The 25053-nt window shown below is 67.2% G+C and carries 29 protein-coding genes; 20 read left to right on the top strand and 9 right to left on the bottom strand.

The features are described from left to right. Positions 1–10 precede the first annotated feature (10 nt). The 3 genes from ACFQ0E_RS12675 to prmB form a co-directional block, all read right to left on the bottom strand. Entirely contained in the window at positions 11–1027 is a 1017-nt protein-coding gene (locus ACFQ0E_RS12675; RefSeq protein WP_386824347.1) for an aspartate-semialdehyde dehydrogenase, read from the bottom strand. 173 nt (positions 1028–1200) lie between these two features. Next, the gene (gene aroC, locus ACFQ0E_RS12670; RefSeq protein ID WP_386824345.1) at positions 1201–2331 is read right to left on the bottom strand and encodes a chorismate synthase; all 1131 of its coding nucleotides are present in this window, start codon (positions 2329–2331) and stop codon (positions 1201–1203) included. Positions 2332–2343: 12 nt separating this feature from the next. Beyond that, on the bottom strand, positions 2344–3306 hold the full coding sequence (gene prmB, locus ACFQ0E_RS12665) for a 50S ribosomal protein L3 N(5)-glutamine methyltransferase (RefSeq protein WP_386824343.1): 963 nt from the start codon (positions 3304–3306) through the stop codon (positions 2344–2346). A gap of 114 nt (positions 3307–3420) precedes the next feature. Here prmB and ACFQ0E_RS12660 point away from each other — a divergent pair, with 114 nt between their 5' ends. From ACFQ0E_RS12660 to ACFQ0E_RS12640, 5 genes are all read left to right on the top strand, one after another. Then, entirely contained in the window at positions 3421–4077 is a 657-nt protein-coding gene (locus tag ACFQ0E_RS12660) for an SCO family protein (RefSeq protein WP_386824341.1), read from the top strand. Then, complete coding sequence (asd, locus tag ACFQ0E_RS12655) at positions 4077–4934, top strand: archaetidylserine decarboxylase (protein ID WP_386824339.1); 858 nt, start codon at positions 4077–4079, stop codon at positions 4932–4934. Before ACFQ0E_RS12660 ends, asd begins: the two co-directional genes overlap by 1 nt. A gap of 166 nt (positions 4935–5100) precedes the next feature. Then, positions 5101–5355, top strand: a complete 255-nt coding sequence (locus ACFQ0E_RS12650; RefSeq protein ID WP_137851828.1) for a hypothetical protein — start codon at positions 5101–5103, stop codon at positions 5353–5355. 88 nt (positions 5356–5443) lie between these two features. Continuing rightward, complete coding sequence (locus ACFQ0E_RS12645) at positions 5444–6022, top strand: DUF2939 domain-containing protein (protein WP_386824337.1); 579 nt, start codon at positions 5444–5446, stop codon at positions 6020–6022. After that, entirely contained in the window at positions 6022–6399 is a 378-nt protein-coding gene (locus ACFQ0E_RS12640) for a hypothetical protein (protein ID WP_386824335.1), read from the top strand. Before ACFQ0E_RS12645 ends, ACFQ0E_RS12640 begins: the two co-directional genes overlap by 1 nt. A gap of 37 nt (positions 6400–6436) precedes the next feature. Here ACFQ0E_RS12640 and ACFQ0E_RS12635 read toward each other — a convergent pair whose 3' ends face one another. Then, entirely contained in the window at positions 6437–8011 is a 1575-nt protein-coding gene (locus ACFQ0E_RS12635) for a transglycosylase SLT domain-containing protein (RefSeq protein WP_386824333.1), read from the bottom strand. A gap of 181 nt (positions 8012–8192) precedes the next feature. Between ACFQ0E_RS12635 and ACFQ0E_RS12630 the strand changes: the two genes are divergently transcribed. From ACFQ0E_RS12630 to ACFQ0E_RS12615, 4 genes are all read left to right on the top strand, one after another. Next, the gene (locus tag ACFQ0E_RS12630) at positions 8193–9704 is read left to right on the top strand and encodes a helicase HerA-like domain-containing protein (protein ID WP_386824331.1); all 1512 of its coding nucleotides are present in this window, start codon (positions 8193–8195) and stop codon (positions 9702–9704) included. A gap of 77 nt (positions 9705–9781) precedes the next feature. Continuing rightward, entirely contained in the window at positions 9782–10279 is a 498-nt protein-coding gene (locus tag ACFQ0E_RS12625; protein WP_386824329.1) for a hypothetical protein, read from the top strand. 21 nt (positions 10280–10300) lie between these two features. Next, complete coding sequence (gene greB, locus ACFQ0E_RS12620; RefSeq protein WP_386824327.1) at positions 10301–10801, top strand: transcription elongation factor GreB; 501 nt, start codon at positions 10301–10303, stop codon at positions 10799–10801. Between the two features lie 151 nt (positions 10802–10952). Continuing rightward, the gene (locus ACFQ0E_RS12615; protein WP_386824325.1) at positions 10953–11486 is read left to right on the top strand and encodes a hypothetical protein; all 534 of its coding nucleotides are present in this window, start codon (positions 10953–10955) and stop codon (positions 11484–11486) included. An 11-nt stretch (positions 11487–11497) separates the two neighbouring features. Here ACFQ0E_RS12615 and ACFQ0E_RS12610 read toward each other — a convergent pair whose 3' ends face one another. Both ACFQ0E_RS12610 and ACFQ0E_RS12605 read right to left on the bottom strand, forming a co-directional pair. Next, a complete protein-coding gene (locus ACFQ0E_RS12610; protein WP_386824761.1) occupies positions 11498–11947 on the bottom strand; it encodes an NIF family HAD-type phosphatase in 450 nt (149 codons plus the stop codon). 152 nt (positions 11948–12099) lie between these two features. Next, positions 12100–12747, bottom strand: a complete 648-nt coding sequence (locus tag ACFQ0E_RS12605) for a hypothetical protein (protein WP_386824323.1) — start codon at positions 12745–12747, stop codon at positions 12100–12102. A 146-nt stretch (positions 12748–12893) separates the two neighbouring features. On the opposite strand from ACFQ0E_RS12605, the gene ACFQ0E_RS12600 reads away from it, so the two are divergent. Together ACFQ0E_RS12600 and ACFQ0E_RS12595 are read left to right on the top strand one after the other, a co-directional pair. Further along, a complete protein-coding gene (locus ACFQ0E_RS12600; RefSeq protein WP_386824322.1) occupies positions 12894–13244 on the top strand; it encodes a DUF2200 domain-containing protein in 351 nt (116 codons plus the stop codon). 24 nt (positions 13245–13268) lie between these two features. Then, on the top strand, positions 13269–13835 hold the full coding sequence (locus ACFQ0E_RS12595) for a YdeI/OmpD-associated family protein (protein WP_386824320.1): 567 nt from the start codon (positions 13269–13271) through the stop codon (positions 13833–13835). On the opposite strand, the gene ACFQ0E_RS12590 is transcribed toward ACFQ0E_RS12595, so the two are convergent. Then, positions 13810–15168, bottom strand: a complete 1359-nt coding sequence (locus ACFQ0E_RS12590; RefSeq protein WP_386824318.1) for a hypothetical protein — start codon at positions 15166–15168, stop codon at positions 13810–13812. The two genes, ACFQ0E_RS12595 and ACFQ0E_RS12590, sit on opposite strands and share 26 nt — an antisense overlap. On the opposite strand from ACFQ0E_RS12590, the gene ACFQ0E_RS12585 reads away from it, so the two are divergent. The 5 genes from ACFQ0E_RS12585 (at position 15167) to ACFQ0E_RS12565 (ending at position 19720) form a co-directional block, all read left to right on the top strand. Next, positions 15167–16012, top strand: coding sequence for an alpha/beta hydrolase family protein (locus tag ACFQ0E_RS12585; RefSeq protein ID WP_386824316.1), 846 nt, complete (start codon positions 15167–15169; stop codon positions 16010–16012). The two genes, ACFQ0E_RS12590 and ACFQ0E_RS12585, sit on opposite strands and share 2 nt — an antisense overlap. 191 nt (positions 16013–16203) lie before the next feature. Next, positions 16204–17094 carry a hypothetical protein gene (locus tag ACFQ0E_RS12580; RefSeq protein WP_386824315.1) on the top strand — a complete coding sequence of 297 codons (891 nt, stop codon included), beginning with the start codon at positions 16204–16206 and terminating at the stop codon, positions 17092–17094. 219 nt (positions 17095–17313) lie between these two features. Beyond that, the gene (locus ACFQ0E_RS12575) at positions 17314–18417 is read left to right on the top strand and encodes a DNA glycosylase AlkZ-like family protein (RefSeq protein WP_386824313.1); all 1104 of its coding nucleotides are present in this window, start codon (positions 17314–17316) and stop codon (positions 18415–18417) included. A 120-nt stretch (positions 18418–18537) separates the two neighbouring features. Next, complete coding sequence (locus ACFQ0E_RS12570; RefSeq protein WP_386824311.1) at positions 18538–18915, top strand: cupin domain-containing protein; 378 nt, start codon at positions 18538–18540, stop codon at positions 18913–18915. Between the two features lie 13 nt (positions 18916–18928). Then, on the top strand, positions 18929–19720 hold the full coding sequence (locus ACFQ0E_RS12565) for a hypothetical protein (protein ID WP_386824309.1): 792 nt from the start codon (positions 18929–18931) through the stop codon (positions 19718–19720). Between the two features lie 97 nt (positions 19721–19817). On the opposite strand, the gene ACFQ0E_RS12560 is transcribed toward ACFQ0E_RS12565, so the two are convergent. Then, positions 19818–20627 (bottom strand): DUF3025 domain-containing protein, encoded by an 810-nt coding sequence (locus ACFQ0E_RS12560; RefSeq protein ID WP_386824307.1) that lies wholly within the window; start codon positions 20625–20627, stop codon positions 19818–19820. A gap of 106 nt (positions 20628–20733) precedes the next feature. Then, positions 20734–22095 (bottom strand): 30S ribosomal protein S12 methylthiotransferase RimO, encoded by a 1362-nt coding sequence (rimO, locus tag ACFQ0E_RS12555; protein WP_386824306.1) that lies wholly within the window; start codon positions 22093–22095, stop codon positions 20734–20736. Positions 22096–22223: 128 nt separating this feature from the next. Here rimO and ACFQ0E_RS12550 point away from each other — a divergent pair, with 128 nt between their 5' ends. Genes ACFQ0E_RS12550 through ACFQ0E_RS12535 form a run of 4 tightly spaced genes read left to right on the top strand, consistent with a single transcriptional unit; the run spans position 22224 to position 24974 of the window. Continuing rightward, on the top strand, positions 22224–22886 hold the full coding sequence (locus ACFQ0E_RS12550) for a dienelactone hydrolase family protein (protein WP_386824304.1): 663 nt from the start codon (positions 22224–22226) through the stop codon (positions 22884–22886). Then, positions 22883–23317, top strand: coding sequence for an HIT domain-containing protein (locus tag ACFQ0E_RS12545; protein ID WP_386824302.1), 435 nt, complete (start codon positions 22883–22885; stop codon positions 23315–23317). Before ACFQ0E_RS12550 ends, ACFQ0E_RS12545 begins: the two co-directional genes overlap by 4 nt. Continuing rightward, positions 23314–24012, top strand: coding sequence for a 5-oxoprolinase subunit PxpB (pxpB, locus tag ACFQ0E_RS12540; protein WP_386824300.1), 699 nt, complete (start codon positions 23314–23316; stop codon positions 24010–24012). The genes ACFQ0E_RS12545 and pxpB overlap by 4 nt, the downstream gene beginning before the upstream one ends. Continuing rightward, the gene (locus ACFQ0E_RS12535) at positions 24009–24974 is read left to right on the top strand and encodes a 5-oxoprolinase subunit C family protein (protein ID WP_386824298.1); all 966 of its coding nucleotides are present in this window, start codon (positions 24009–24011) and stop codon (positions 24972–24974) included. Before pxpB ends, ACFQ0E_RS12535 begins: the two co-directional genes overlap by 4 nt. Positions 24975–25053 lie beyond the last annotated feature (79 nt).

Genomic DNA, 25053 nt, shown 5'->3' with positions numbered 1-25053 from the left:
GTCGACCGGCTCAGCCTTCGGCCGCGACCAGTTCCGCGACCTGCACCGCGTTCAGCGCGGCGCCCTTGCGGATGTTGTCGGCCACGATCCACAGGTTCACGCCGCGCGGATGCGAGATGTCGTCGCGGATGCGGCCGACGAACACCGGGTCGCGGCCCGAGGCGTGCGACACCGGGGTCGGATAACCGCCCGGCTTGCGCTCGTCGACCACTTCGACGCCGGGGGCGGTCTGCAGCAGCGCGCGCACCTCGTCGGCGGTGATCTTCTCGCGGGTTTCGACGTTCACGGCCTCGGAATGGCCGTAAAACACCGGCACGCGCACGGCGGTCGGGTTCACCTGGATGCTGTCGTCGCCGAGGATCTTGCGGGTCTCCCAGACCAGCTTCATTTCCTCCTTGGTGAAGCCGTTGTCGAGGAAATCGTCGATGTGCGGGATCAGGTTGAAGGCGATCTGCGCCTGGAAGCGCTCCGGCTGGATCTCCTGGAAGTTCAGCAGCGCGGCGGTCTGCTTGCCCAGCTCCTCCAGGCCCGAACGACCCGCACCCGACACCGACTGGTAGGTGGCGACGTTGATGCGCTCGATCCCGACCTTGCGGTGGATCGGGCCCAGCGCGACCAGCATCTGCATGGTCGAGCAGTTCGGGTTGGCGATGATGCCGCGCGGGCGGTTCTTCACCTGCTCCGGGTTCACTTCGCTGACCACCAGCGGCACGTCGTCGTCGTAGCGGAAGGCCGAGGAGTTGTCGATCACCACCGCACCGGCGGCGGCGTACTTCGGCGCGTATTCCTTCGAGATCGAACCGCCGGCCGAGAACAGCGCGATGTCGACGCCGGCCGGATCGAAGGTGGCGAGGTCGCGCACCATGATCTCGTCGTTGCCGAACTGGACGTAGCCACCGGCCGAGCGCTCGCTCGCCAGGGCGACCACTTCGCTCGCCGGGAACTTCCGCTCGGCGAGGATCGCCAGCATCGTTTCGCCCACGGCGCCCGTCGCGCCGACCACTGCCACCTTGAATTGCTTGCTCATGGGTATTCCTGATGTGGACCTGTGGGAGCGACGCAAGTCGCGATCGGATGCCAGCGGCATCCCGACGGTTCGCGACTTGCGTCGCTCCCACAAAAAATGAAAAGAATGGGTGTGTGCGTTGCGGTGCCGCTGCGGCGCGTCGCTGCCCGTGGGGGCCAACCGGCGGCGCGCCGCTATCGTTTGGCGTCGGTGGTGATGATCGCGGTGGCCGGAATTCGCGGCGAAACCTCGCCCACGTCGCCGCACTGCGCGCGGTGGCGCAGGGCCTGGTCCATCAACACGAGGGCCATCATCGCTTCGCAGATGGGGGTCGCGCGGATGCCGACGCAGGGGTCGTGGCGGCCGGTGGTGACCACCTCGACCTCCTCGCCCAGCACGTTCATGCCGCGCCCGGGCAGGCGCAGGCTGGAGGTGGGCTTGAAGGCGACCGAACACACGACCTGCTGGCCGCTGCTGATGCCGCCGAGGATGCCGCCGGCATGGTTCGACAGGAAACCGTCGCGGGTCATCTCGTCGCGATGGAATGAACCCTTCTGCGCGACCGAGGCGAAGCCGTCGCCGATCTCGACGCCCTTCACGGCGTTGATCGACATCATCGCCGCGGCGAGGTCGCCGTCCAGCTTGCCGTAGATCGGTTCGCCCCAGCCCGGCGGCACGCCGTCGGCAACCACTGTGACGCGCGCGCCGACCGAATCGCCGGACTTGCGCAGGGCATCCATGTAGGCCTCAAGCGCGGGGACCTGCGCATCGATCGGCCAGAAGAAGGGATTGGTCTCGACCACGTCCCAGTCGAACGCGCCGAGCGATGCGTCCGGCAGCACTTCGCCGAGCTGCGACAGATGGCCGCGCACGGTCACGCCATGGCGCTCGGCCAGCCACTTCTTCGCGATCACGCCGGCGGCGACGCGCATCGTGGTCTCGCGCGCGCTGCTGCGCCCGCCACCGCGAGGATCACGATGGCCGTACTTCTGCCAGTAGGTGTAGTCGGCGTGCGCAGGACGGAACTGCGCGGCGATGTTGTTGTAGTCCTTGCTGCGCGCGTCGGTGTTGCGGATCAGCAGGGCGATCGGCGTGCCGGTGGTCAGGCCTTCATGCACGCCGCTGAGGATCTCGATGGCGTCGGTCTCGCGGCGCTGCGAGGTGTGGCGGCTGCGCCCGGTGGCGCGGCGCTCGATGTCGCGGGCGAATTCCTCTTCCGAGATCGCCAGCCCGGGCGGACAGCCGTCGATGACACAGCCGATGGCCGGGCCGTGGGATTCGCCGAACGTGGTGACACGCAACAATCGTCCGAAACTGTTGCTCACGCCGGTCGCTCCTCAGAACAGCCCGGCGGGCGCGGACGGCGCGGCAGCGCGCAGTGCGGGATCGCGGGCGTCGGCCAGTTCGCGGATGCGCGCGTGGTAGGTCACCAGGTCGCGGCATTCGACGACGAACACACCCATCTGCCCGACCTTGAACTCGATCCAGGCCAGCGGCAGCTCCGGCAGCAGGCGGGTCAGCGCACGCTCGGATTCGCCGACCTCGCAGATCAGCAGGCCGTCCTCGGTGAGGTGCAGCGGCGCATCGCGGAGGATGCGCAGCGCCAGGTCCAGGCCATCGTCGCCCGCGCGCAGACCCAGCTCCGGCTCGTAGGAGTATTCCTTCGGCAGGGCGTCGGTCTCGTCGTTGGTGACGTACGGCGGATTGGTGACGATCAGGTCGTAGTGCTCGCCCTGCAGGCCGGCGAACAGGTCCGACTTCAGGAAGCGGACGTTCTCGGCGTGCAGGCGGGCCTTGTTCTCGGCGGACAGCGCCAGCGCGTCGTCGCTGATGTCGACGCCGTCGACCTGCCAGTCCGGGTTGTGATGCCCCATCGCGATGGCGATGCAGCCCGAACCGGTGCACAGGTCCAGGGCGCGGCGGACTTCGCGACCGCCCAGCCAGGGCTCGAAGCCGGCTTCGATCAGCTCGGCGATCGGCGAACGCGGCACCAGGGCGCGGGCATCGGTCTTGAAGCTCAGCCCGGCGAACCAGGCCTCGCCGGTCAGGTAGGCGGCCGGGATGCGTTCCTCGATGCGGCGCAGGAACAGCTTCAGCACGTCTTCCTTCTCGGCCAGGGTCACCCGCGACTGGCCGTAGACCGGCGGCAGGTCGTGCGGCAGGTGCAGGGCATGGAGGACCAGCTGGGTGGCCTCGTCGAGGGCGTTGTCGTAGCTGTGGCCGAAGGTGAGCCCGGCCGCGTTGAAGCGGCTGGCGCCATACCGGATCAGGTCGATGATCGTCTGCAACTCGTCGGTCATGGCTCGGGAAGGGCTCGGGCGCTGCGCGGAAAGACCGGCAAGTATAGCGGCAGCAGGGCCGTTCGCGACGGTATCATGGCGGCTTCCGACGACATGTCATAAGAACCGGCCGCGATGTTCAACCGCACCACTCTCCTCATCCTGCTGGTCGCCGTGGCGACCGGCGTCGGCCTGATGGCGGCCGAGCACGTCTTCGACCGCGAGCGCGCGCCGGCCTCGGCGCCGCCCATGCAGACCGTGCGCCTGATGCCGCAACCGCGCGTCCTGCCCGACTTCGCCCTGCAGCAGTCCGACCGCACCCAGCTGCTCCCCGGCGAGCTGCGCGGCCACTGGACCCTGGTGTTCATCGGCTTCACCTTCTGCCCGGACGTCTGCCCGACCACCCTCGCCGAGCTGGCGCAGGCCCAGAACCACTGGAGCGCCCTGCCCGAGAGCACCCGGCCGCGCGTGCTGTTCGTCTCGGTGGACCCCGAGCGCGACACGATCGAGAAGATCGGCGAATACGCCCACGCCTTCCACAAGGACACCCTGGCCGCGACCGCCGACCTGCCCACGCTGGAAGCCTTCACCAAGTCGCTGTCGATGGTCTTCGCCAAGGTGCCGCTCGGAGACGACGCCCCGGCCGACCAGTACACCATCGACCATTCGGCCATGCTCGTGCTGCTCGACCCGCAGGGACGCATGGCCGGCATCATCCGGCCGCCGCTCCAGCCCAAGGCCATCGCCGAGGACCTCGCGGCGCTGACCGCCCATTCGCAGGGAACCCGCTGATGGGCCTCGTGACCACGCTGACCTACGTCCTGCCGCACCGTGCGCTGTCCTCGCTGGCGCGCCGCCTCGCCTACTCGCGCAACCGCGCGGTGAAGCAGTGGCTGATCGACACCGTGACCCGGAAGTTCGGCGTCGACCTCAACGAGGCCGCCGAACCCGATCCCACCGCCTATCCGACCTTCAACGCCTTCTTCACCCGCGCGCTGAAGCCCGGCGCGCGCGTGGCCGACGCCGATTCGCGCAGCCTGCTGATGCCGGCCGACGGCCACATCAGCCAGTGCGGGCCCATCGAACCGCTTGGCAATGGGGATGGCCGCATCTTCCAGGCCAAGGGCCAGTCCTTCACCGCCGCCGAGCTGCTCGGCGACATCGAGGCCGCGAAACCGTTCGCCGACGGCCTTTTCGCCACCGTGTACCTGTCGCCGCGCGACTACCACCGGGTGCACATGCCCTGGGCCGGCACCCTGCGCGAGACCGTGCACGTGCCGGGCCGGCTGTTCAGCGTCGGCACCGACGCCGTGGCCTCGGTGCCGCGCCTGTTCGCGCGCAACGAGCGCCTGGTCTGCCATTTCGACACCGACTTCGGCCCGATGTGTCTGGTGATGGTCGGCGCGCTGCTGGTCTCCGGCGTCGAGACCGTGTGGAGCGGCGTGGAGATCCCGGCCTACGGCGACCGCATCACCCGCAAGGACTGGCGCGGCAAGGGCATCGCCCTCGACCGCTTCGCCGAGATGGCGCGCTTCAACTACGGCTCTACAGTGATCGTGCTGCTGCCGCGCGGCGTGGCGGCGCTGTCGCCGTCGCTGCGGCCCGAGGGCCCGGTCAGGCTGGGGCAGTGCCTCGCGACGCGCGCGTGAACCGCGTATTGATCCCCTTCACCGCGATTCGCGCAAGCCTGTCAGTTCTGATAGGTCCAGAGTGATTGATCTGGTCTCTCGGCTTCCGTAAGTTGATCCGCAACGGCCACGATGGCCGGACACGGGGACGCGGAGCAGTCAGCCGCCTGACACGAGGGATTGACGCATGCGCAGATCAGGCACCATTGCAGCCATCGACAACGAACAGGGCGCCGCCGCCATCGCGACGCCGGGACGTGGCTACACCATCATCGAGCTCGACCCGGGCTGGGAAGTCCAGGTCGGCGACAGGATCGAGTGGGACAACGAAGACGGGCTCGGATTCGAGACCTACGAAAACGTGACCCGCGGCACGCGCGGCGACGTCTTCGTGCAGAACCACGACATCGACGACACGACGCTCAAGCTGCAGTTCGGCTGAAGGCTTCGGCGCGGCCGATGCCGCGCCCTGCGATACGCTTCCGGATCGATTGCTACACTCCGGCCGTCCCCCACGGCCGGAGACCGGCATGCATCGCATCACGAAACTCCTGCTGGCCGCCGCGCTGGCCGCTTTCGGCGCCTGGGTCTGGTTCGCGCCGCATCTCACCGTGCATGCCATGCGCCAGGCCGCCGAGCGCGGCGACGCCGAGGCGCTCGCATCCCACGTGGACTTCCCGGCACTGCGCGACAGCGTGCGCGCCCAGCTCGCGGCGCGCGTGTCCGATCGTCTCGGCGGCGACAGCGCCTGGAGCCGGCTCGGCGCGGACTTTGCGACGACGCTCGCCGCGCCCGCCATCGACGCGATGGTCTCGCCCGAAGCGCTGGCAATGCTGTTCGCGGGGCGCGACATGCACGACCGCTACGCCGGGTCGCCGGAGGCGCCATCACCGGCGACGGACGCCGACGGATCGCGCGGCGGCATCGACACCGGACAGTGGCGGCTGTCGATGGGCTACGACGACCTGTCGACCTTCTCGGTGAAGGTCGCGAACGATGGCATGGGACCTGCGCCGTCGCGGCTGGTGTTCAAGCGCCACAATCTGCTGTGGTGGAAGTTGTCGGGCATCGAGTTGCCGTCGGTGGATGGTGAAGCCGGCGCGCGCTGATGCTGGAGTTCCTGTTCGAGGTCGTGGGCGAATTCCTGCTGCAGGCCGTGATCGAAGTGCTGGTCGAACTGGGCGTGCATTCGCTCGCCGAACCCTTCCGTCGGCGTCCATCGCCGTGGCTGGCGGCAGTCGGCTACTCCATTTTCGGCGCGATGGCCGGCGGACTCAGCCTGCTGGTGTTTCCGCAGCACCTCACGCACGAGGACTGGCGCATCGCGCACCTGATCGCCACGCCGGTCGCGGTCGGCATCGGAATGATGCTGCTCGGCCGCTGGCGCGCGCGTCGCGGCGACGACGTGCTGCGCATCGACCGTTTCGCCTGCGGTTATCTCTTCGCGCTGGCGCTGGCGCTGGTGAGGTTCGTGTTCGCGGGGTGAACCCGAAGCCCAGGGAATCGCGACAGCGCCCCCGGACTCAGTCCCCGCACCCCTGCAGTTTCAACTGCTGGCCCAGCCGCACCGCGTAGCGCGGCGCCTTGAGCTTGTTGGCCTTCGCCAGTTCGGCGAGTTCGCAGTCGTAGCGGCGCGCGATCGACATCAGCGTTTCGCCGCGGGCGACGCGGTGCTGGCGGGGCGCGCGGGGCTGCTTCTTCGGTTCGGGGCGCGATGCCTGCGCGGCCTGAGTGCTGCCCTCGACCGGTGCGGTGCCGTCTTCGCCGGTCGCGGTGCCGGTGGCGGGTTCGATCGGGCCGATGCGGACGATCGCCGAGCGCGGGTCGCTGGACACGAGCTGGCGCGCGAGCTCGGCGCGCGCACCATCGATGCAGTAGCGGCTGTAGAGACCGGCGATCTTCACCGTGCCGTTCATGACCGTGCCGGCCGGGATCCACTGGTCGGCTTCGTAGCGCGGATTCAGATTGCGCAGCGCGCGCATGAACCCGTCGCGGGTGCCACCGTTGCCGATGCAGATCGTCAGCTCGTAGATCGAGGCCGCCCTGGCCAGGCGGAAAGTCGCCGGCTTGGCATCGATCTTCGGAAAGCTCAGGCCGTATTCCTTCGGATGCAGGTACAGCCAGGCCGCGGCGATGACCATCGGCACGTAGTCCTTGGTCTCGGCCGGAAACTGGGCATAGACATCCTCGTCCCAGAAGCTGCGCCCGCCGGTGCTGCGGTACACGCGCAGCGCTCGGCCTTCGCCACCGTTGTAGGCGGCCAGCCACAGCTCGATGTTGTTGCCGAACTCGGCGAAGCGCTCGTTGAGATAGGACGCGGCGGCATCGGCCGACATGCGCGGGTCGTAGCGGGTGTCGAAGCCGGTGCCGTCCGGGCCCAGGCCGAAGCGGCGGCCGGTGGCGGGCATGAACTGCAGCGGTCCAACCGCGCCGGCGCGCGAGCCGACATGCACGCGACCGGTGGATTCCTTCGCCATGATCCCGAACAGCAGCGCTTCGGGCAGGCCGCTGCGCTGGAAGGCCGGCGACATCAGGTGGCGCATGTACTGGTAGTTCTCGTGGCTCTGCACCAGCGACACGCGCATGTCGGTGAGCCAGCGGCGGATGCCGGCCTGCACCGCCGGGTTCATCTTGACCATGTTGACGAAGCGCTGGCCGTCGGCGCTGAGCAGGGCCGCCGCCTCGGCGCTGCGCGGCACGTTGCCGGTGGGCAGCTCGCTCTCGACGAAGGCGTCGGCGCCGTCCTCGGCGATATCGCCCGTGGCCCGGGCGTCGACATCGGCCTTGAGCAGGCGCTTGTAGCTGGCGAGCAGGGTCGAGACCGGGCAGCCCTTGATCTTCAGGCAGTCGGCGATGACGTCCTCCATGTCCTCCAGCGCGAGGTTGCTCTCGTCGACGCCGGCCGGGTCGTTGTTGCCGACCTTGACCAGGGCCTCACGATAGCGGCCCTCGGCCGTGGCCATGCGGGTCTTGATCGCCTCCAGGTCACGTTCGCGCTTGGACTGGGCCTGCGCGGGCGCCGCGAGGGCGGCGGAGAACACGAGGACGGACACGCAGAGGGCGCGCAGCGCCCCGGACACCACGGAAAATGAAGGCATGAACAGCACGGGCGACAGCAGGGGCCTGCAGGTTAGCCCCGGGGGGCGCCACGGGCAACCGGCGGAGGTCATGCAGCAGATGTCGAGCCACGACCGGCACATGGTGATGGGTCATGACCGCCGCATGCCCGCAGGCGGCTGATCCCGAATAGAATCCGCCGATCCCCATCGAGGACCGTTCATGGATCCCATCCTGGTCGGCAAGGCCGTCACGACCGACACCAGCGGCAACGTCCACCTGCTGCCGCGTTTCGGCAACCGCCATGGCCTCATCGCGGGCGCCACCGGCACCGGCAAGACCGTGACCCTGATGACCCTGGCCGAGAACTTCTCGCGGATCGGCGTGCCGGTGTTCCTGGCCGACGTGAAGGGCGACGTGGCCGGCCTGGCCATGCCCGGCGCGATGAACGAGCGCATCCAGCAGCGCCTCGCCGCGATGGGCAACCCCGAGTACCGCAACGAAGCGAGCCCGGTGGTGTTCTGGGACCTGTACGGCAAGCTCGGCCACCCGGTGCGCACTACGGTCAGCGAGATGGGCCCGACCCTGCTCGGCCGGATCCTCGAACTGAACGACACCCAGTCCGGCGTGCTCGACATCGTGTTCAAGCTGGCCGATGACCGCGGCCTGCTGCTGCTCGACCTCGAAGACCTGCGCGCCCTGCTCGGCCTGGTCGCCGAGGAGCGCAAGGACATCTCGACCAGCTACGGCCTGGTCAGTGCGCAGTCGATCGGCGCCATCCAGCGCGCGCTGCTGCGCCTGGAGCAGGAAGGCGCGGACCTGTTCTTCGGCGAGCCGGCGCTGGAACTGCACGACCTGATGCGCACGACGACCGACGGTCGCGGCGTGGTCAACATCCTCGCCGCCGATCAGCTGATCCTGAAACCCAAGCTCTATTCCAGCTTCCTGCTGTGGCTGCTGTCGGAACTCTTCGAGACCCTGCCGGAAGTGGGCGACCTCGACAAACCCAAGCTGGTCTTCGTCTTCGACGAGGCGCACCTGCTGTTCGACGACGCCCCGCCGGCACTGCAGCAGCGCATCGAGCAGGTCGTGCGCATCATCCGTTCCAAGGGCGTGGGCGTGTATTTCTGCTCGCAGTTCCCCGACGACGTGCCGGACGAGATCCTCGGCCAGCTCGGCAACCGCTTCCAGCATGCGCTGCGTGCGTTCACGCCACGCGACCAGAAGGCGGTGAAGACCGCCGCGCAGACCTTCGTCGCGAATCCGGCGCTCGATGTCGCCAAGGCGATCGGCGAACTCGGCACCGGCGAAGCGCTGGTCTCGACGCTGCAGGACAAGGGGGTGCCGATGCCGGTAGAAAAGACCCTGATCGCGCCGCCGCGCTGCCGCATGGGCGCGATCACCGAAGCCGAACGCGCCCAGGTCCGCGCCGGCAGTCCGGTCGGCACACGCTACGACACCCGCATCGACCGCGAATCCGCCGCCGAAGTGCTCGCGAAGAAGGCCGAGGCTGTCGCCGAGCAGGCCAAGGCCCCGCCCGCCCGCACCCGCGCGCAGGACGACGCCGAGGAAGGCGGTTTCGGCCAGGCCATCAAGGACGCCGTGTTCGGCACCAAGCGTCGCCAGGGCATGGTCGAAACCGCGGCCAAGCAGACCGCGCGCACCGTCGGCAACCAGATCGGCCGGCAGATCGTGCGCGGCATCCTGGGCAGCCTTTTCGGCGGTCGTCGCTGACCGCCGCCACCCGACGGCCCTCGCGGCCGTTTTCGTCATCCCCCCGCACCACCCATCCATCCGAGAGACACGCCAAGATGAATCCGAGGAAGTCCGTTTCGCTGCTGTGGTTGCCCCTGTCCCTGTCCATCGCCCTGGTCGCCACCGGCTGCCAGAAGGACGCGCCCGCCGAGACCGAAGCGCCCGCCGACACCGCTGCCGAGAGCACCGAAGTCGCGCCGGTCGAAGCGCCGAAGGCCGCCGAGCCGGCACCCGCGCCGGAGCCGGCCCCGGGCACCGATGCCGTGGTCGTCGAGGACCGCTCGACGCCGGCCGACGCCGCCGCCGGCTTCGACATCAAGGCCTTCGAGGGCAAGTACACCGCCGGCGCCACCACGCTGGAAGTGACCCTGGAAGGTACGTTCACCCTGAACGACAACGGCGCCACCGTCACCGGCACCTGGAGCGCCCAGCCCGGCGGCAAGAGCGTGCTGCTCGATCCCGACAGCAAGGGCGAGGCCGACCGCACCGTCGAGATCGTCTCGGCCGACAGCGTGAAGCTCAACGGCGCCACGCTGCAGCGCCAGAAGAGCTGATCCCGCGCGGGCCCACCCAGGATGTCGCGCTGGCGCCCGCCCGCCGAGAAGAGCACGGCCCTCATCACGCGTGAGGGCCATGCCCGGCTGAAGGCGGAAATCGAAGACCTCTGGCGCGTGCGGCGTCCGGAAGTGGTCAGGGCCCTCGCCGCCGCCGCGGCCGAGGGCGATCGCTCGGAAAACGCCGAGTACACGTACCGCAAGAAACAGCTCGGCGAGATCGACCGCCGCGTGCGCTACCTCGGCAAGCGCCTGCGCGTGCTGCAGGTGGTCGAGACCACGCCCAGCGATCCCGAAGCCGTGTACTTCGGCGCGACCATCGAACTGGAGCACGCGGTCACCGGCGAAACCAGCCGCTACCGCATCGTCGGCCCCGACGAAACCGACGCGAAGCTGGGCTGGATCAGCATCGACTCCCCGCTCGCCCGCGCGATGCTGAAGAAGCGCGTCGACGACGACTTCGAAGCGGAGTTGCCCGGCGGGAAGCAACGGTTCTATATCGTGGGTGTGAGTTACGGATGAGGCCCGTAGGGTGGCGGTGAGCGCAGCGAACCCCACTATCGAACGACGGCCATGCGTCCGCAAAGGTGGGATTCGCTGCGCTCACCGCCACCCTACGCAGCCGCTTCGCATCGGCGTACGATCGGCCCACAACCGCCTCCGGAGTGCCGCCATGCGTCGTCTCGCCGCCCTCGTCCTCCTCTCTGCCCTCGCCCTGCCCGCCTTCGCGGCGGATGCGCCCGCCGCCAGGCCGCACCTGCTTGATCGCTTCAAGGCCCTCGCCGGGGACTGGAGCGGCGAAGGCCTGGACGGCAATTCCGCCCCGGGCGTGAAGGTCAGCTACACCGTCACCGCCAACGGCAGCGCGGTGGAGGAACTGCTGTTCGCGGGGACGCCGCACGAGATGCGCACCCTCTACGTCAAGGACGGCGACGACGTGGTGCTGGTCCACTTCTGCGCCAGCGGCAACCACCCGAAGATGCGCGCCCGCGAGGAACGCGACGGCCGGATCGCCTTCGCCTTCGACGGCGCGGTGAATTTCGACCCTGCCACCGCCGGCCACATGCACGACGCCGACTTCACCTTCGTCGCCGCCGACGAGATCCGCACGCAATGGCGCTTCTGGGAAGGCGGCAAACCCGCAGCGCACATCGCCGACCTGCATGTGAAGCGGGTGGCGTCCGCAAACGCAGCGGCAGCCAAGTAAACCGAACGCCATCAGGCGCCGGAAGACATCCGCGCCTTGCGCCAGTAGCGCTTCTCGATGCGGCGCACGTTCGTCGCATCGGCCAGCGTCGGCAGATATTCGACAAGACCGTGCAGTTCGGTATCGGCAGGGTCGCCCTCGAAGGGCTTCACGCGCACCAGGTTGCCGTAATGCCGCTCCAGCTTCTTCGGCGTGTCGTCGACGATCAGCACGCGTTCCAGCGCATAGCCGCGCCGTTTCACCTTGTCGAGGCTCTTCGCCCATTCGAAGTCATGGGTGTCCGGATCGAACCGCCGCGTGCAGCGCTCCCGCGACCAGACGAAACTAGGGGTGATGCCGGCGGGAAACAGTTCGGCCACCACAGGCTCGGCGTACAGCCGCGTCGACGAGGTCCACACCGCCAGCTCGAAATGCGCGTGCATCTCGCGGATGAATCGCTCGACGCCGGGCCGGCGATACACCACTTACGGCCCGACCTCGAAATCGTGCGTGCGGTCGAGCGGCGCATCGGTCGCATGCACCAGGGTTTCGTCGATGTCGAGGATCAACAGCGTGCGGGCGGTCATGCCGCCATCGTCGCGCGCCAGCCACGCATGGCGCAACCCGATTGCGCCTACTGATCCCAATCCAGCGTCTTCGCCGGCGACGGCGCGTCCTCCATCCACACCGGCGCCTTGGACACCTGCTTCTTCTGCTCGGGCTGGTCGGTGTAGCCGTCCTTGCCGACCACGCTGCGCTTCACGATCTGCACGCCGGCCAGGCGGTTGGTGCTGATCGAGGTCGAATCGTGCGCGTTGGTGCGGCTGTACAGGCTGACGTCGTCGCCGATCAGGCGCATCCGGTTTTCCTTCGGGTCGAAGCGGAAGCGGTACAGCGACTGGATCGCGGTAGTGCCACCATCCAGGTCCTCGACGATCAGCACGCCCTTCTTCACGCTCAGCGAGGCATCACCCAGCGGGGAATCGCCCATGCGCATCTCACCGACCGGGGCATAGCCCATGTCGAACTCGTCCGCATAGGCGACCATCACCTTCAGCACGCGGGTCTCGTCGTTGCGCGCCACGAACACCAGGTCGCGCAGGCCATCGCCGGTGACGTCCTGGTCCAGGCGGATCTCGATCACGCCACCGTCGGGCATGTAGGACACGAGATCCTCGGCCTCCATCCGCGCGGGCTGGATGCGATCGGCAGCGATGCAGGGCGCTGCCGACATCACGCAGCAGACGACGAAGAGCAGATGCGGAAAGCGATGCAGTGACATGGCGGCTCCGGACGATGGCGGACGCAGTGAGGGAAGTGGCTTCCGTCAACAACGTCGAGCCTGTCGCATGCAGGCCAGTCAGGCAATCCCGCGCGATCGGAGGGTAGACTCATGCGGGTGACCGTCACGACCCGAGGACGAACGCCATGCCAGGCCACCGCATCTTCGCCACCACTTTCGCCAGGGTGTATCCGATGTACGTCCAGAAGGCGGAGCGCAAGCAGCGCACGAAGGACGATGTCGACCGCATCCTCTGCTGGCTGACCGGCTACGACGCGGCCGGCCTGCAGCAGCAGATCGATGCCTCCGTCGACTTCGAGACCTTCTTCGCACAGGCGCCGGCGATGCATCCCAAGCGTTTCGAGATCAAGGGCGTGGTCTGCGGCGTCCGGGTCGAAGCGGTGGAAGACCCGCTGATGCGCGAGATCCGCCATCTCGACAAGCTGATCGACGAGTTGGCGAAGGGGAAGCCGATGGAGAAGATCCTGCGTTCATGACATGGGCGAAGATCGAATGAGTGGATGGAGGACTTCGAAGTGAAAACAGGCAACCCGAAGTCGCGATTCGAAGCAAAGCTCCTCCGCCCCGCGAAACCGGATGGCGATGCTTGCTGGGCCTTCGTGATCCTCCCGGGCGCGGCGAGCGACACCTTGCCCAGACGCGGCAGAACGAGCATCGACGGCACGATCAACGGCGCGCCTTTCCGCGCGATGCTGGAACCGGACGGCAACCTCGGACACTGGCTGCGGATCGACGCCGCGATGATGGCTGCTGCGGGTGCGGAATTCGGCGACGTGGCTGTGTTCGAGGTCGCTCCCGTCGACGAGGAACCCGAGCCCGAGGTGCCGGACGATCTGCGCGATGCCCTGGCCGCATCGCACGAGGCCCGGGTCGTATGGGAGGACACCACCACGCTCGCGCGTGTGGACTGGATCCACTGGATCGTCTCCGCGAAACAGGCCGCCACGCGCAGGAAACGGGTCGACGAGGCCTGCGACAAGCTGGCATCGGGCCAGCGGCGCGTGTGCTGCTTCGACCCGTCGGGCCACTACAGCAAGGCCTTCAAACCGCCCAAGGCCGCGGGCTGAATCCGCCCACGGGGCTTCGCCCGACCACACGCCCCCGCATGCTGCGCAACACCCCGACACGCCAGATCCGCGCCTTGTCATCCGCTCGCTTCGCGTCCAAAGTTCGAGTCCGGTTTTCCATGGGGAGTCGCGAATGCGCTCGATGACGATATTGCTGGCCGGCGCGTTGTTGTCGCTGGTCGGCGTGGTCCATGCCCAGTCGGGCATGACACTGGATCAGGTCGCCAAGCTGCGGGCGGTGTCGCAGGCCGAGATCAGCCCGGACGGGCGGCAGGTCGCCTACACGCTGTCGGTGCAGCGCCAGCCCGGCGTCGACGACGACGGGTCGGCCTGGACCGAACTGCATGTCGCCGACCGCAACGGCGCCAGTCGCGGCTTCATCACCGGCAAGGTGAACGTCGGCTCGGTCACGTGGATGCCGGATTCCAGCGGCATCGCCTACCTCGCCAAGCGCGAGGGCGACGAGTTCCGGGCGCTGTACCGCATCCCGCTGGGCGGCGGTGAATCCCGGGTGATCGCCAAGCTCAAGTCCGACATCCGCGCCTTCAGCTTGTCGCCCGATGGCCGTCGCGCCGCGCTGCTGGCAAGCGAGCCGGAGAGCGATGAACTCAAGGGTCTGAAGAAGAAGGGCTTCACCCAGAAGGTCTACGAAGAGGACTGGACGCCGGTTGGCCTGTGGATCGTCGATCTCGACAGCGACAAGGCCGAGCCGCGCAAGGTGCCGGTCGAGGGCAGCATCCAGTCGCTGGCCTGGAGCCCCGCCGGTGATCGCATCGCCCTGCTGGTCGCGCCGCGCCAGCTCACCGACGACACCCTGGTGTTCACCCGCGTGCGCATCGTCGCGCCCGACGGCAAGGTGCTGGGCAAGGTCGAGAATCCCGGCAAGATCGGCGGCCTGGCGTGGAGCACCGACGGTGCGCAGCTCGCCTTCATTTCCGCCGAGGACAGGCACGATGCCCAGCAGGGCCGGCTGATGGTCACCGGCAAGAATGGCGGCGACTTCCGCGACATGCTGCCGGGCCTGCAGGGTCACGTCACCGACGCGAAGTGGCGCGACGGCAAGCGTCTGGTGTTCATCGCCCACGAAGGCGTCCAGGCCCGCGTGGGCGAAGTCGGCGGCGACGGCAGCAATCCGCGCACGCTGCTCGCGCTGGGCGGCCCGATCTGGAACGGCTTCAGTCTGTCGAACCAGGGCGATCTCGCCCTCACCGGCAGCACGCCGCAGCACCCGAGCGAAGCCTTCCTGCAGGCCGCTGCCGGCGGCGAAGCGCGCAGGCTGACCACCAGCAACGCCTGGCTGACCGGCGTGCGCATGGCTGACCGGCGTGCGCATGGCGAAGCAGGAAGTGATTCGCTACAAGACCCGCGACGGCCTCGACATCGAAGGCCTGCTGGTGCATCCGCTGGACCGCAAGGGCAACGAGCGCGTGCCGCTGGTCACCATCGTGCATGGCGGCCCCGAAGCGCATTTCTCCAACGGCTGGATCAACGGCTATTCACAGCCGGTGCACGTGCTGGCCGCGCAGGGCTTCGCCTCGTTCCTGCCGAACTACCGCAGCAGCACCGGGCGCGGCGTCGCGTTCTCGAAGCTCGGCTTCGGCAAGCCCGGCATGGGCGAATTCGACGACATCGTCGACGGCGTCGATCACCTCATCGCGACCGGCCTCGTCGACAAGGTGAAGGTCGGCATCACCGGCGGCTCCTACGGCGGCTACGCCAGCGCCTGGGGCGCCACCTACTACAGCGAGCGCTTCGCCGCCGCGGTGACCTTCGTCGGCATCTCCGACCAGGCCAGCCTCGTCACCACCGGCGACATCCCGTGGGAGCAGTACCTCGTCCACATGGGCAAGTGGCCGTGGGAAGACCCGGAGATGTTCCGCCAGCAGAGCCCGATCACCCACGCGCAGAAATCGCGCACACCCACGCTGATCCTGCACGGCGAAGCCGACCCCCGCGTGCCGCCGATGCAGTCGTACATGCTGTATCGCTACCTCAAGCTCGCCGGCAAGGCCCCGGTCCGTCTCGTCCTCTACCCCGGCGAAGGCCACGGCAACCAGCGCGCCGCCTCTCGGTACGACTACTCGCTGCGCCTGATGCAATGGATGAAGCACTACCTCACCGGACCCGGCGGCGAACCACCCGCCTACCAGGTGGACTACGCGCTGCCGAAGAAGTGATGGATGAAAAGGGCTGCCGGAGGGTGGCCCTTTTCACGCGTGAAGTAGGGTGGGCATTCTGCCCACCATCGCAAGCGACAGCTTGCCGTACAGACGCCCATAGAACCGCGGCAGGCAGAATGCCCACACTACAGCGCTGAACCCAACAGTTCCTCAACAACTCACCAAGAACCCAATCAAGCGAGGTAAGCATGGGCTTGCAGTTTCCGGGAAGCTGGCGATTTTCACCACCTCCGGATGGTCACTTCATCAATACTTCCATACCGAATGAAGCCATTTGGGAATTCAACTCGATCATCGACAAGATGACCGGCCAAGGCGACCGATGGAGCCTACTTGAGCATTTTAAAAGTGCATTCGGCACATCTACGCGCAGCTCTAGCGAAAGCTGGGCGGAATCGGATCTGGCACGCGCCATGGAACATGCGGCCGGCAATGCCCCCTTATTTATCGAGGCATTCGTCAACGCATGCGACGCCATTCGGAACGATGGAAGAGGCTGGTTTGCCCCAGACTCGGCCTTCATCAATTCAGTGCTTTTCAAGCATCGTATCGGCTACGAAATTCAACCGCCAAAGCTGATCGCACGCGAAGCTGGCAGCACTCCGATACCAGTAGCAGTGGCAACACCAACGCTCTCTGAAACCGCAAGGATGACTATCGAAAATTCTCTTAACCGATCAGAGAATCTCTTGGTGGAAGGACGCGCCCGCGAGGCTGTACAAGAAATTATCTGGCTACTCGAAACAGTGGCCACAGCTTTCCGTAACCTAGAAAGTGCCTCTGGGCGAATTGAGGGCAAGTATTTCAATCAAATAGTGCGCGACTTACGAAACAAGAGTGCCGACACCACCTTAGAACGTATCTTAGATTGGATCACATCCATGCATGGTTATTTATCATCCCCAAAAGGCGGCGGAGTAAGGCATGGAATTGATCTGGCAGAAGGCGTACCTCTAGATCTAAACGAAGCTCGACTGTTCTGTAACTTAACGCGCAGCTATATTCATTTCCTTCTAGAAGAACACAAAAATCTAAAGCAACATCATCGCACCGAACCCGTGTCGCCGTTTGATTCATAGTGATATAACTTCGCAACCCGCACAAAGCTGCAAACTGGAGCGCGCCCTATGACTTGAATAGCGTGCACCCCGGCGCACGTTTCGTGGCAGCGAAAATTCCAGCACCGCAGGGCAGAACCCGCGCAGTGAATTGCTCCATTGGATTGATTACAACGTTCACGGCGGAATCGCCTCCGGCGGTTCCGCCCTACAATCTGATTGAAAGTCTGAAAGATCCACATGACCACCCCCACCCTCCCCCACCTGCGCCGTTACGCGATCTCGCGCAGCCTGTTCGCACCGACAACGCTGTCGCGGGCCATCGCGAAGCTGGGGTTCGTGCAGGCGGATCCGATCCGCGCGCCGGCGCGGGCGCAGGACCTGACCCTGCGCCACCGGGTGAAGGACTACCGCGCGGGCGATCTGGAGGCGCGTTACCCGCGCCTGGCGATCGAGGAGGATTTCTTCGTCAACTACGGCTTCCTGCCGCGTGCGACGCAGGCATTGATGCACCCGCGCACGGAACGCACCGCGTGGCCACGCGCGCGGTGGGCACAGGCGCGGGCCGTGCTCGAATTCGTGCAGGAACGCGGCGTGGCCCATCCGCGCGAGGTGGATGCGGCGTTCCAGCACGGCACCAGCCGGAACTGGTTCGGCGGCAACTCCAAGGCCAGCACGCAGTTGCTCGACGGCATGCACTATCGCGGCCTGCTGCGCGTGGCCCGTCGCGAGGGCGGCATCCGCCTGTACGCACCGCAGCTCGCCCATGAACGCGACGCGCCGGCCGATCCCGACGCCGCACTGGACGCATTGATCGACGTGACGGTCGCCAAGTATGCGCCGCTGCCCGCCGCCACGCTGAGCCGCTTCGTGATGTGGCTGGGCATGGCCGCAGCTCCGCAGTGGCGCGATCGTCGTCGCGTCGCGCTCGCACGGGCGAAGGCGCGACTGCCGCAGGCCACCGTCGACAGCGTGCGCTGGTTCTGGCCCGAGGGCGAGAACCCGGGCAGCCGTCGTTTCGCCAGCGACACCCTCCTTGACGACGAGGTGCGCCTGCTCGCCCCCTTCGACCCGATCGTCTGGGATCGCGACCGCTTCGAGCATTTCTGGGGCTGGGCCTACCGCTTCGAAGCCTACACACCCGCACCGAAACGCGTGCGCGGCTACTACGCCCTGCCGATGCTGTGGCGCGGCCAGGTCATCGGCTGGGCCAACGCCGCCGTCCGCGATGGCCGGCTCGACGTGCAGCCGGGCTACGTCAGTGGTCGGGTGCCGCGTGACCCTGCCTTCACGCGTGCGCTCCAGGAAGAAGTCGCACGGCTGGACACATTCCTCGGGGCGTGAACCATCCGAGTCGGGGGTGATGCATGTCGGGGCCGGGTGGTGGCGTCGACATGCCGGACGGATGTAGCGTGACAGCCCTGTAACCATGTCGCACCGATCGACCCAACGGAGGATCAGCCCATGTCAGACGTCGTTTCCCCACGCCAGGTTGCGGCCGGCCTGGACGAATACTGGTCCCCTCGCGTGGTGGCCGAACTTGATGATTCGTTCGTCAAGGTCGCGAAGGTACAGGGCACGCTAGCGTGGCACAGCCACGAATACGAAGACGAACTCTTCTACATCCTCAAGGGCTCGCTCACGATTGAGATGGAGGACCGGAAAGTCGTCCTGAATGAGGGCGATGCTTTCGTTGTCCCCAAGGGCGCGCGCCACAACCCCATCGCCAACGACGAATGCCACATCATGCTGATCGAGCGGAAGTCGACGCTGCACACCGGCAACGAAATCACGGAGAAGACGCGTAGTCTTGCCGAGCAGTTGCGCCCGATCGGACAGTAGTGCCGGAAAACCGATGAGACAACACAGCGACCGACCGCAATCAATCACGCGCATGCATCACGATCCGCAATCTGCGGTCGTCGAAGCTGTCGGCATCATGGCGCCCCGGACGCATCCCCATCCGTCAAGATGTTTCGCATCGATGCCATATGCAGCCTTGCTGCTCCTCTTCTTCGTGACGGGCTGCACCACACTGCCGGAAGATGCCGTCCACGTCGGGAACGTCCAGAAGATCTCGGACGACCATCTGGAGATAGAACAGGGCGCCAGCTTCTCCTCCATCGGATTCATCGCCGATAGCGACGTGGTCCGGCAACTTGAAACGATCAAGCAGGGCGACGAGGTACGTGCAGTCTTCGGAGACGCGCCAGGAAATGCAAAGACGCGAACGAATAGGCTTCTTTCCATCCGCCGTTGTGCAGCAGGGGATGCGGAATGCCGTGCGGACCGCAGGAAGCGAGAGGAACGAGATGCTGCATTGCAGATGCAAATTTCGGAACTTTCAGCTTCGTACGAGCGTTGCCAGCTGGCCATGAACGCCAGTCTTCCCGAAAAATTCCGCGACGCACTGGAAGACAGCAAGGGTGAGACTCGATCCATTCCAGACCGGAACGCACTGTCTGCGGAGGAGCGAATGTGCTCGAAGAGCTTCATCGAGGAGTATCGGAAGGCATTCTTCGATGCGTGCAATCTCAATCGCTGCGGCGAGAATATCGGAGGCGGATGCTCGCATCTGGCAGGTTACTCGACAACGAACGACGTGATCGACGCATCGATCAGGTCATGCCGCGCCCGGACAGATTGAGCCGATTTCGCCGGCATTGCGGAACGATCCCTTCATGCCAGAGGATGCGCAGACACAGACAACGGACACCAAGCACAATTCGGCCACGGTTCCGCACTCACTCACCACCCAACGGCACCGGATACACCCGCCCCGCCCGCACCGGCTGGAAGCATTCCGCCGTCTCGTAGAACCTCGCATCCTGCCCCGGATACCAGCCAGGAATCCCGGCCAGCGGCAGCGGACGCAGTTCGAGCGGGTCGTTGCAGGCGCTGCCTTCACGGATCGCGTCCGCGACGAGATCGACGCAGGCCGCGTCATCGTGCTCGCCCTGCACGACCAAGCATTTGCCGACCATGAACAGCGCGGGTTCGAGGGCGATTTCGAGCAGGGCATGGCCGACGACGGCGGCGATGGCGATGTCGCCGCTGCGCCAGGCATCGGCGTGATCGAGGAAGAGCGCGCGCCAGTCGTGGCGATCCCACAGCAGCAGCAAGGCGGCATCACGCAGACGGACGATGACGCCGGCTTCGTCGAACTGGGTGAGCGCGTACTGGGCGCGATTGCGGTCGCGGGGGCCCATGATCGCGATGTGCGCGCATTGCCGTGCGTTGAACGCCAGTTTCAGTGCGGGATGACGACACCAGACCGCCGCGTTGAACAGGTCGTGCCAGTTCCCGGCGCGGGTGGCGATGCGCCCGGCGGCGATGCGGGTTTCGTAGTGCAGTCCGTCGTCGAGCAGGCGGTCATCCTGTTCGACGAAGCGGTGATCGGGCAGCGGCATGCCCGCATTGAGCTTGTCGACAGCAGGCCAGTCGGGCGCGGTGAACCACTCGCGATACGCACGATAGCCGCCGAACACCGGATGATCGAACAGATCGGGCGCGATGGCATCACGCGGCGGGGCGATGAAGCGGCGTTTGGTCATGGTGCGCCCCGATGGTTCGCCCCCTCCCCAACCCTCCCCCGCCTCGCGGGGGAGGGCGATTTCCGCGCAGCGGAAATGGGTGGGGGCACGCTCACGGCATGCGAACTCAATCCTCGAACGAGACTTCGCCGTACAGGTCGTGTTCGTCGCTGCCCATGATCTCGACATCGACGAATTCGCCCGGCTTCAGGCCGGCCTCGAAGCCGTTCTGGATCTGCACCAGGCCGTCGATCTCGGGCGCATCGGCCATCGAGCGCGCGATAGCGAGGTCGCCGTCGATCGCGTCGACCAGGCAACGCTGCACGGTGCCGACCTTGTCGGCGAGCTTGGCTTCGGAAATCGCGGCCTGGCGCTCCATGAAGCGGGCGAGGCGCTCCTGCTTGACCTCTTCCGGCACCGGATCGGGCAGCGCATTCGCGGCGGCGCCTTCGACCGGCGAATAGGCGAAGGCGCCGACGCGGTCGAGCTGGGCTTCGTCGAGGAAGTCCAGCAGTTCCTCGAATTCCTGGTCGGTCTCGCCGGGGAAACCGACGATGAAGGTGCTGCGGATCGTGATGTCCGGCGCGATCTCGCGCCAGCGCTGGATGCGTTCCAGGGTCTTGTCGACCGCGCCCGGACGCTTCATCAGCTTGAGGATGCGCGGGCTGGCGTGCTGGAACGGGATGTCGAGGTAGGGCAGCAATTTGCCGTCCGCCATGAGCGGAATGATGTCGTCGACATGCGGATACGGGTAGACGTAGTGCAGGCGCGTCCAGACGCCGAGTTCGGACAGGCCTTCGCACATGGCCTTCATGCGCGTCTGGTACGACTTGTCGCGCCAGGTGCGCTCGGCGTACTTCAGGTCGACGCCGTAGGCGCTGGTGTCCTGCGAGATCACCAGCAGCTCCTTCACGCCGCCCATCACCAGCTTCTCGGCTTCGCGCAGCACCTGGTCGACCGGGCGCGACACGAGGTCGCCGCGCATCGAGGGGATGATGCAGAAGCTGCAGCGATGGTTGCAGCCTTCGGAAATCTTCAGGTAGGCGTAGTGTTTCGGGGTGAGCTTGATACCGACATCGTCTTCGGCGATGCGGCGCGGCACCAGGTCGACGAAGGGGTTGTGGCTCGGCGGCGCGGCGTCGTACACGGCGCGCATCACGCTCTGGTAGTCCTGCGGGCCGGTGATCGCCAGCACGTCCGGATGCGCCTCGCGGATCTGCTCGGGACGCTTGCCCAGGCAGCCGGTGACGATGACCTTGCCGTTCTCGGCCATGGCCTCGCCGATGGCGTCCAGCGATTCCGTCACCGCCGAATCGATGAAGCCGCAGGTGTTCACCACCACCACGTCGGCATCGTCGTAGGTCTGGACGATGTCGTAGCCCTCGACCTTGAGCTGGGTGAGGATGCGCTCGGAGTCGACCAGGGCTTTGGGGCAGCCGAGACTGACGAAGCCGATCTTGCGGCCGTTGGAGGGTTCGATGGCGGACATGGCGTGTGCAGGCCGCTGGCGGGCCCGACTTGGCTGCGGAAGACCGGGGATTATAGCGGCCCCGCCACCCTGCCCGTCCGCTGGCGGCAGGCGTACCATGCGGTTTTCGGACGGCTGGAGACCCGACCATGGGCGAGTGGATCCCCCTGACGACCCCCGAGGGCCCGGTCCGGGCCTGGATGGCCCGCCCCGACACCGCCCCGCGCGGCGCCGTGGTGGTGATCCAGGAGATCTTCGGCGTGAACCCGCATATCCGGGCGGTCACCGACCGGTTCGCGCAGGCTGGCTTCACCGCGATGGCCCCGGCCCTGTTCGACCTGGTGCGCCCGGACACGGAGCTGCGCTACGACGAAGCCGGCGTGTCCCACGGCCGCGACTACGTGGCGCAGCTGGGCTTCGAGCGGGCGCTGAAGGTGGTCGGCGCCGCCGCACGCTGGATGCGCGAGTCCGGGCACAGCGTCGCCGCCGTCGGCTTCTGCTGGGGAGGGACGCTGGCGATGCTGGCCAACACGCGCCTGCACCTGCCTTCGGTGACCTACTACGGCGGGCGCAGCGTGCCCTTCCTCGGCGAACCGGCGCAGGCGCCGATGCTGTTCCATTTCGGCGAACGCGACAGCATCATCCCGCCGGAAGACGTGCAGAAGCATCGCGTCCACCATCCCGATGCCGAGATCCACGTCTACCCGGCCGGGCATGGCTTCAACTGCGACGAACGCGACGACTACGACGCCGATAGCGCGGCCCTGGCCTGGGACCGCAGCATCGCTTTCCTGACGGAGCACCTGCGATGAACCGCCACGCCCACGCCAGCCCGCCGGGCTGGCACCTGCATCCGCAATTGGCCGAAGACACGCACCCGCTGGCGCACTGGCCGCTGTGCGATGTGCAGCTGATGGACGATGCCCATCATCCCTGGCTGATCCTGGTGCCGCGCGTGCAGGATGCCGTCGAGGTCATCGACCTGGACGCGCAGCAGCAGGCAATGCTGATGCAGGAAATCGACCGCGCCAGCCGCGCGCTGCGCGCTACGATGACGCCGGACAAGCTCAACATCGCCGCGCTGGGCAACATGGTGCCGCAGCTGCATGTCCACGTGATCGCGCGCTATCGCGACGACATCGCCTGGCCGCGTCCGGTGTGGGGCATGGCCACCGCGCAACCCTATTCGCCCGAGCAGCTGATCGAACGCGTCGAGACCCTGCGCGCCGCGCTGTCGGCATGACGGCGACGCGCCGGGAACGTCTGGCCGACGATGCGTTGCTGCTGCACCTCGGCGCGGAGACGCCACCGATCGATGACGCGACCAATGCGCGCGTCCATCGCCTCGCCGCGCGCATCCGTGCCGCCGCACCCGCGTGGCTGCGCGACCTCGTGCCCGCGTACGCGAGTCTGGCGGTGTTCTTCGATCCCGATGCCATCGACGCGTCCGATGTCGAACGCTGGCTCGATGCACAGCTCGCAGACGGCGACAGCGCCACCGTTGCCACGGGGTCGCGCTGCATCGAGATCCCGGTGGTCTACGGCGGCGATTTCGGCGAAGACCTCGACAGCGCCGCACAGGAACTCGGGATCACGGCAGATGCACTGACCGCACGCCATGCCGCTGGCATCTACACCGTCGCGATGATCGGTTTCGCACCGGGTTTTCCGTATCTGTCCGGCCTCGATCCCGCACTCGCCCTGCCCCGCCTGGCCACGCCGCGTACCCGCGTGCCGGCCGGCAGCGTCGCGATCGGCGGCGCGCAGACCGGGCTGTATCCGCGCGAAAGCCCCGGCGGCTGGCGCCTGATCGGTCGCACGCCGCTGCGGCTGTTCGATCCGACGCGCGCATCGCCTTCGCTGCTGGCACCCGGCGACCGCGTGCGCTTCGTCAGCATCGATGCGGATGCCTTTGCGCGCATGGACGCCGAGACATGACCGTCATGCGCGTGCTCGCGCCCGGCGCCGCGACCACCGTGCAGGCCACGCCGCGCGATGGCTGGCGACATGTCGGCGTCGCGCGCGGCGGGGCGCTGGATCCGGCGCAGGCCATGCTCGCGAACCATCTCGTTGGCAATGCGCACGACGCGGCCGTGCTGGAAATCACGCTGGGCGGACCGACACTCGCCTTCGACGCGCCGATCCGCATCGCAGTGTGCGGCGCAGCGATCGATGTCGCGTTCGACAACGGCGACGGCGTGCGCCGCATCGTGCCGAATGGCCGACCGGTCGCGCTGCCCGCAGGCACGCTGAAACTGGGCACGATCCGCCACGGCCTGCGCACCTGGCTGGCGGTCGGCGGCGGGATCGACGCTCCCGTTGTCATCGGCAGCCGCAGTACCGACCTGCGCGGCGGTTTCGGCGGCATCGAAGGACGCATGCTGCAGGCCTGCGACGTGCTGCCGCTCGGGCCGCACGCAGCGCCGCCTGCCAACACAACACCCGACGCGCCGCACTGGTGGATCGCGCTCGATACGCCGTCGACGGGTGCTTGCATCGTCCGTTACGTGCCGTCGTCGCATGCGCTGGCGCCCCAGCTGCGCGACGGCGCCTGGCGCATCGATCCGCGCAGCGATCGCCAGGGCCTGCGCCTCGGCAACGACAAGCTGCAGACCACCGCAGAAACCCTGCTCTCCGCGCCCGTGGCCCCGGGCACGATCCAGCTGCCGCCGGACGGCAAACCGATCGTGCTGCTCGCCGACGCGCAGACCGTCGGCGGCTATCCAAGCCTGGGATACGTCATCGCCGCCGACCTGCCGCGCCTCGCGCAGTTGCGTCCCGGCGACGCCCTGCGCTTCGAACCGATCGATGCGCATGAAGCGGAGCGACTGCGCCGCCAACGCCAGGCGGAACTGGCGCGTGCGCTGATCGCGGCGGATGCGCGGCGACCATCCGCATAGGTACGCAGCCCACGGAACACCACCCCGGCGCCGCAGCGTTCCTGCCGGGCCAACCCGTATCATGAGGCCCTGTCCACGC

The sequence above is a fragment of the Lysobacter brunescens genome (assembly GCF_042677005.1).
Classification (GTDB): domain Bacteria; phylum Pseudomonadota; class Gammaproteobacteria; order Xanthomonadales; family Xanthomonadaceae; genus Lysobacter_I; species Lysobacter_I brunescens.
The sequence above is the reverse complement of the archived record's forward strand: the minus strand, read 5'-3'. Positions and strand labels throughout refer to the sequence as shown.